Raw genomic sequence first — 7,248 nt, forward strand, 5'->3', positions numbered from 1 at the left:
TGTGGGGGCGTCGGGCCGGTCAGCGGCCCGCGAAGGTGTGCTCGGGCGCCTCGGACTGCCGGTGCGGGGAGGACGCCGCGTGCTTCGGCGCCGGAGCCGGCTGCTCCTCGCCGTGCGAGAGCTCCGGGAGCCACTTGAGCCAGGAGGGCAGCCACCAGTTGGAACGGCCGAGCAGCGCCATCACGGCGGGCAGCAGGATGGCGCGGACGAGCGTGGCGTCGAGCAGGACCGCGACGGCCAGGCCCACGCCCAGCTGCTTGAAGTCCTGCATGGACAGCGTGCCGAAGACCGCGAAGACGGCCACCATGATCAGGCCGGCGCTGGTGACGACCCCGGCGGTGGAGCGGATGCCGTAGGCGACGGCGGCGCGGTTGTCGATGCCCTGGTCGTAGGCCTCGCGGATCCGGGAGACCACGAAGACGTGGTAGTCCATCGACAGGCCGAACAGGACGACGAAGACGAACAGCGGCATCCAGGACTCGATGGCGCCGACGGCCGTCGTGCCGACCAGCTCGTCGCCCCAGCCCTTCTGGAAGACCGCGGTCATCACGCCGTAGGCGGCGACCACGGACAGGAGGTTGAGGACGATCGAGGTGATCGCGATGACCACGGAGCGGAAGCAGAGCAGCATCAGCAGGAAGCTGACGCCCATCACGAAGGCGAAGACGGGCACGATCGACGACTTGAGCTGGTCGTTGTAGTCGGTCGAGAAGGCGAGGTCGCCGCCGACCAGCGCCTTGTTCGCGCCGTCCTTCTTCAGGGTGGCCGGGATGATCTCGCCGCGGAGCGCCTTCAGGGCGCGGACCGAGGTCGCGTTGCGGCCGTCACCGGCGAGCGGCGCGTTGATCACCGCGATGTTCTCGGCCTTGTGGACGATCACCTCGATCGGGTTCTTGACGTGGCCGGAGGCGAGGGCGCGCTCCTTGAAGCTCGCGAGGGCGCCGGTGGCCTCGGCCGAGGTGACGTCGGTGGTCTTGAAGACGATCTGGGCCGGTGCCGGTGCGCCGGGGAAGACGTCCTCGATCCGCTGGGCCGTCTTCGCGGTGACGTTGTCGGCGGGCAGCAGCTGGTCGAAGCCGAGCTTCTCCGTCTTCATTGACAGCGCGGGCGAGGCGAGGGCGAGCAGGAACGCCATGCCGAGGACGGCGAAGAGCGCGGGCGCCTTCAGGACCGCGCCGAGCAGCCGGCCCGGCTTCTCGCCCGCGGTGCGGACGCGTGCCTTGCGGCGCAGGCCCGGGATCCGGCCGGCGTCGATCTTGTCGCCGAGCATCGCCATCACGGCGGGCAGCACCGTCATGGAGCCGAGCACCGCGATCAGGACGACCTCGATGGTGGCGATGGCGAAGCCCTCGAAGACCGTGAGGCCGGAAAGGAACATGCCGGACATGGCGACGGCCACGGTCAGGCCGGAGATCAGCACCGAGCGGCCGGAGGTCGCGGCGGCGATGCGCAGCGCGCTCTCCTTGTCGCGGCCGGCGGCACGCTCCTCGCGCTCGCGGCGGATGTAGAAGAGGCAGTAGTCGACGCCGACGGCGAGGCCCATCAGCAGCAGCACCGAGTTGGTCATCGCGTCGACCGGGACCAGCTGGCTGGAAAGCGCGAGCAGACCCATGGCGGCGACGCACGCGGTGATCGCGAGGATCAGCGGCAGGACGGCGGCCAGGAGCGCGCCGAACACGACGAGCAGGATGCCGAGGGCGACGGGCAGGGCGGTGTACTCGGCGCGGGTGAAGTCGTCGCCGAGGGAGTCGTTGATGCCCTTGAGTCCGCTGGCGGCGCCGTACTGGCCGAGCGTGACGCCCGTGTGGGCCTCGTCCACCTTGGCCAGCGCGTCGACGACGGGCTGGATGCGGTCGGCGGCCGTGTCCGGGTCGCCCTTCACCGCGAACTGGATCAGCGCGTCGTGCTTGTCCTCGGAGACCGCGCCGGTCGTGTACGGGTCGCCGATGTTCTGCGCGAGGCCGGTGCCGTCCACGGCGGCGATCGCGTCGGCGACGGCCTTCTTGAACCCGGGGTCCTCGGCGGTGAGTTCACCGCTGTGGACCAGGACCATCTCGGGCGCCGGGGTCTTGATGCCGGCGTCGACGAGGACCCGGGCGGCGCGGCCCGACTCCCCCGTGCCGTAGTCGGCCTCGGTCAGGCTCTTCTGGCCCGCCATACCGCCGAGGACCGTGAGCGCGATGACGGCGAAGAGCCATCCGAAAAGCGCGGTTTTGCGGTGCCTGGCACTCCAGGCGCCCAGTGAAGCCGCCAGATTTCGTTGCCTTGCCATTACCTCTCCCAGTGGGACGTCAGCGGGGGGACCCTTGATGAGCGACGTCTCTCACTGTAGATATCCGGGACCGGCGGTTTCCCTTCTCGATATGTCAGTTGAATGCCGCTGCAGCATCCTGCCGGCACCGGGGGGCGTGGGGGTCTGCAACATGCTGCAGCGGCAGCCTGTGACCATCGACAACGGCACGATCCGGCCACGCCGCTGGTTAGGTTCTTCTCGTCGGGAGTCACGGGACGGCACGGACCGCGTTGCGTCCGCCGACCGGATTCGTCCGCCAGGCGACCTGGAATCCATTTACCCACTCCGCCACGTGACTACCCAGCCCATAACCAGCCAACCAATTCACCTGAGGCGTGAAAGGGGGAATTCCGTGAACACCGCGATCGAGGCGGCCGGCCTGACGAAACAGTACGGCGGCCACCGCGCCCTGGACGGCGTGGACCTGTCGGTCGAAGCGGGCACCGTGCTCGGCCTGCTCGGGCCCAACGGAGCGGGCAAGACCACCACGGTCCGCACGCTCGCCACCCTGCTCGAACCCGATGCCGGCACGGCTCGCGTCGCGGGCTTCGACATCGTGCGGCAGCGGCGCGAGGTGCGCCGCCGGATCGGTCTCGCCGGGCAGTACGCCGCCGTCGACGAGCTCCTCACCGGGCGCGAGAACCTCGTCCTGCTGGGCCGGCTGCTGCGGCTCGGCCGCAAGGGCGCCGGCGTCCGGGCCGCCGAACTGCTCGCGCAGTTCGAGCTGGAGGCCGCCGCGGACAAGCCCGCCAAGGAGTACTCGGGCGGCATGCGGCGCCGCCTCGACCTGGCGGTGAGCCTGATCGCCTCGCCCGAGGTGCTGTTCCTCGACGAGCCCACCACCGGACTCGACCCGGCCAGCCGGGCCACGCTGTGGCGGATGGTGCAGGACCAGGTCGACCAGGGTGTCACGGTCCTGCTGACCACGCAGTACCTGGAGGAGGCCGACTTCCTCGCGGACCGGATCCTGGTCGTCGACCGCGGCCGGGTGATCGCCGAGGGGACCTCCGACGAGCTCAAGCGGAAGGTCGGGGGCGAGCGCCTGGAGGTGGCCGTCGCCGACGCCGGCGCGCTCGCGCAGGCCGCCGCCGTGCTCGCGCCGCTCGCGGTGAGTCCGCCGCAGCTGGACGAGCGGCAGCGGACCCTCCACGTGCAGCTGCCGGACGGCATGGGCGCGCTGGCGTCCGCCGCGACCGCGCTCGAGTACGCGGGCGTCGCCGTCGAGGAGTTCGCTCTGCGGCGCCCCTCGCTCGACGACGTGTTCTTCCATCTGACCGGCGAGCTCACGGGCACGCCGGCCACGCACCCCGGCGCGGTGAAAGCGGAGGCGTCCCTATGAGTTCGGTGCTTGCCCACGGCGGTGACGTCGCGGCCCTCACCGGCCGGCACCTGCGCCATCTGCGGCGCACCCCGGAGAAGATCATCGGCGTGGCGCTCACGCCCGTCGCGATGGTCGTGATCCTGGGCTATCTCTTCGCGACCGTCGTCGAGGTGAAGAACACCGGCGGCAGTTACCGCGAGTACATCATGGCCGGGGTGTTCGCCCAGGTCGGACTCTCCTGCATCGGCATCACCGCGATCGGCGTGGCCGGCGACCTCGGCAAGGGCCTGATCGACAGGTTCCGCTCGCTGCCGATGGGCCGGGCCACCGTCCTCGTCAGCCACACGCTCGCCGATCTCGCCGCCGCGGCCCTGAGCATCGCGCTCGTGGCCGTCACCGGGCTCGCCATCGGCTGGCGCGTGCACGGATCGTTCGCCGAGAACGTGGCCGGCTTCCTGCTGCTCCTCGGCTTCGCCTACGCCATGCTCTGGGTCGGCGCGCTCCTCGGCATGATGATGCGCAACCTGGAGGCGATCAGCGGCGTGTCCGCCCTGCTCCTGGTCCTGTTCTCCTTCCTCTCCAGCTCTTTCATGCCGCTGACCGGACTTCCCGGCTGGCTGCAGACCGTCGCCGAGTGGAATCCGGTCAGCGCGGTCTCGGAGGCCTGCCGGCAATTGTGGGGAAACACCGGAGCCGTTGCGTCCGACAGTTTTCCGGTGGAACACGCGGTGATCGTGTCGGCGATCAGCATCGGGGCTCTCATCGCCGTTCTCATACCTCTGAGCCTGCGCGTGTACCGCATATCGGCAACGCGATAGCCTTGTCTTCCCGGGGGGAATCATGCCGGTCATCACGGCACCGCACGAATTCAACACCGAAGATCTCTACGTAGATCTCCGGGAGTTGTACGGATATCCACTGCACCTCAAATGCGAGGGCTTCAACTTCGCGGGCTCCATCAAGCTGAAGGCCGCCGCGAGCATGATCGAGGCGGCCGAGCGCAGCGGTGCGCTCACCAAGGGCTCGACGCTGGTGGAGTCGTCGTCCGGCAACCTCGGGGTCGCGCTCAGCGTGATCGCCGCGGCCAAGGGCTACCACTTCATCTGCGTGGTCGACTCGCGGACCAACGTCGCGACGCGCAAGCTCATCGAGTCGCTCGGCAGCGAGGTGCACACCATCACGGATCCGGCCGAGGAGGGCGGATTCCTGGCGGCGCGGCTCGCGTACGTCCGAACTCTGCTCGCCGCCGACCCGCGGGTCGTGTGGCTGAACCAGCACGCCAACCCGGACAACTGGCGTGCGCACTACCGCACCACGGCCCCGCAGATCGAGAAGCAGTTCCCCGATCTGGAGATCCTGTTCATCGGCGCCGGCACCACGGGCACGTTGATGGGCTGCGCCCGCTACTTCAAGGAGCTGCCGCGACCGGTGACGGTCGTCGCGGTCGACAGCGTCGGCTCCGTCACCTTCGGCGGCCCTGCCGGCCCCCGCATGATCCCCGGACTCGGTACGGGGGTGCGCCCCGCACTGCTCGACACCTCGTACATCGACGACGTCGTGCACGTCCCCGAGGTCGACACCGTGCGCGCCTGCCACGCCCTGGCCCGCGGTGGATTCCTCTTCGGCGGCTCCACCGGAACCGTGGTGAGCGGTGCGCTGCGCTGGCTCGCCGAGAACAGACCGGGCCGGGACGACACGGCGGTCGCCATCGCCCCGGACCTCGGCGAGCGCTATCTCGACACCGTCTACCAGCCGAGCTGGGTGCGTGAGGTGTACGGCAACGAACCGATCGAACTTCCCACTGGAGCACCGCAGTCATGATCCCCACACCTCCCGCCCGACAGCTGCCGCTCTCCGCCGCTCAGCGCGAGATGTGGTACGGGCAGCAGGCCGACCCGGGCAACCCCGTCTTCACCATGGGCGACTTCCTGGAGCTGCGCGGTCCCCTGGACACCGCCCGGTTCACGGCCGCGTGGCAGGGGGTGTTGCGGGAGGCCGGCACTCTCCGCGCCCTGTTCACCGAGCTCGACGGCGAGCCGCTTCAGGAGCTCGCCGACGCCGGGGACTTCCCCGTCGAGACGCTCGACCTGTCCGGGGAGCCGCGGCCGCGGGACGCCGCCGAGGCGTTCATGCGGCAGGACCTGCTCGTGCCGCCGGACCTGACCGCGGGCACGCTGCGGTCGGTGCTGCTGCGGCTCGGCCCGGAGCACCTGCTGTTCTACATCCGGGTCAACCACATCCTGGTCGACGGGTTCAGCCGCGTCCTCATCTACAACCGGCTCGCCGCGCTGTACGCGGACCCGGAGGCCGAAGGCGCGTTCCCCGATCCGCGCACGCTCACCGACGACGAGGCCGCGTACGCCGAGACGCCCAAGTACCTCAAGGAGCAGGCGTTCTGGCGCGACCGCTTCGAGGAGCAGCCCGAGCCGGTGAGCCTCTCGCCGCGTGCCGGCGGGCCCGCCCGCAGTTCGCTGCGGTGCGAGGCCGTGCTGCCCGCGGCCACCGTCGAGCGGCTGCGGGCACTGGCCTGGGACACCCGCATCACCTGGCAGACGCTGCTGATCGCCGCGACCGGCGCCTACGTGCAGCGGGCCGCGGGCGTCGACCGCGCCCTGCTCACCCTCGCGGTACCGGCCCGTGCCACGGCGGCGGCCCGCGCCGTCCCGGGGATGCGCGCCAACTTCGTGCCGCATCCGGTCCGGGTGCTGCCCGGCCGTACGGTCGCGGACTTCCTGCGCGACAGCGCGGGCGAGCTGCGCTCCACGCTGCGGCACCAGAACTACCGGGGCGACCGCATCCGCCGCGACCTCGGCTTCACCGGTGACGCGGGCCGCTCGCTCGGCCCGACCGTCAACGTCCTGGAGTCGGGCTTCGACTACGCGTTCGGCGCGTGCACCGGTCTGCTGAACAACCTGTCGACCGGCCCGGTCGAGGACATGCAGATCATCTATCTCGACTCGGCCGAGGAGGGCTACGCGGTCCGCCTGGACGCCAACCCCTCGCGCTACACGGCGGAGGAGCTGGACCTCCACCAGCGCCGTCTGTTCGGCTGGCTGGAGAGGCTCGCCGAGGCGGGTCCGGACGCGGTCGTCGACCGGATCGACGTCCTGCTGCCGGAGGAGTCGGCCGCGGTGCGCGCGGGCTGGGACGCCACCGCGGTGGACGAGACGTACACAGGGGTGGTGGAGCGTGTCCGGGCACTGGCTGCCGACGAGCCCGAGAAGACTGCGGTCCAGGATCCGCAGGGCTCTGTTTCTTACGCTGAGCTGGTCTGCCTCGCCTCGGCGTTGAGCCGTCGCCTGACCGCGGCCGGGGTGCGCCCCGGCTCGCGGGTGGCGATGCTCTGCGAGCCCGGCATCCCGTTCGTCGCCGGCGTCCTCGGCGTCCTCGGCGCCGGCGCGGCCTGGGTCCCCCTCGACCTGCGAGCCCCCCTGACCCGAACCGCCGCACTCCTCGACGACTCACGCCCCGACGTCCTCTACACCGGACCCGGCCTCGACACGACCGCCGCCGAACTCCTCGACACCGCCACCGGCACGCCCACCGTGATCGCCTGGGACGGCGCCACCGACACCGAACTCGCCCCGCCCCTCGGCGGCGGCGACGACCTCGCCTACATCATCTTCACCTCCGG

The 7,248-nt window shown here is 70.7% G+C and carries 5 protein-coding genes; 4 read left to right on the forward strand and 1 reads right to left on the reverse strand.

The window, feature by feature from the left end; all coding sequences use genetic code 11:
• Positions 1-19 precede the first annotated feature (19 nt).
• Entirely contained in the window at positions 20-2,272 is a 2,253-nt protein-coding gene (locus ACIQ5Y_RS28810; protein WP_403886608.1) for an MMPL family transporter, read from the reverse strand.
• A 373-nt stretch (positions 2,273-2,645) separates the two neighbouring features.
• On the opposite strand from ACIQ5Y_RS28810, the gene ACIQ5Y_RS28815 reads away from it, so the two are divergent.
• The 4 genes from ACIQ5Y_RS28815 to ACIQ5Y_RS28830 form a co-directional block, all read left to right on the forward strand.
• The gene (locus ACIQ5Y_RS28815; protein WP_403886611.1) at positions 2,646-3,632 is read left to right on the forward strand and encodes an ATP-binding cassette domain-containing protein; all 987 of its coding nucleotides are present in this window, start codon (positions 2,646-2,648) and stop codon (positions 3,630-3,632) included.
• Entirely contained in the window at positions 3,629-4,432 is an 804-nt protein-coding gene (locus tag ACIQ5Y_RS28820) for an ABC transporter permease (protein WP_403886613.1), read from the forward strand. Before ACIQ5Y_RS28815 ends, ACIQ5Y_RS28820 begins: the two co-directional genes overlap by 4 nt.
• Positions 4,433-4,454: 22 nt before the next feature.
• Positions 4,455-5,435 (forward strand): 2,3-diaminopropionate biosynthesis protein SbnA, encoded by a 981-nt coding sequence (gene sbnA, locus ACIQ5Y_RS28825; protein WP_403886616.1) that lies wholly within the window; start codon positions 4,455-4,457, stop codon positions 5,433-5,435.
• Positions 5,432-7,248 (forward strand): condensation domain-containing protein (locus tag ACIQ5Y_RS28830; RefSeq protein ID WP_403886619.1); only part of this gene is annotated, 1,817 nt, incomplete at its 3' end. The genes sbnA and ACIQ5Y_RS28830, both read left to right, overlap by 4 nt.

The sequence above is a fragment of the Streptomyces sp. NPDC096339 genome, assembly GCF_044762985.1.
Lineage (GTDB): Bacteria > Actinomycetota > Actinomycetes > Streptomycetales > Streptomycetaceae > Streptomyces.

Coding starts and splice junctions, on each gene's coding strand:
- ACIQ5Y_RS28810 (WP_403886608.1), bottom strand. CDS start 2,272: ATGGCAAGGCAACGAAATCTGGCGGCTTCACTGGGCGCCTGGAGTGCC.
- ACIQ5Y_RS28820 (WP_403886613.1), top strand. CDS start 3,629: ATGAGTTCGGTGCTTGCCCACGGCGGTGACGTCGCGGCCCTCACCGGC.
- sbnA (WP_403886616.1), top strand. CDS start 4,455: ATGCCGGTCATCACGGCACCGCACGAATTCAACACCGAAGATCTCTAC.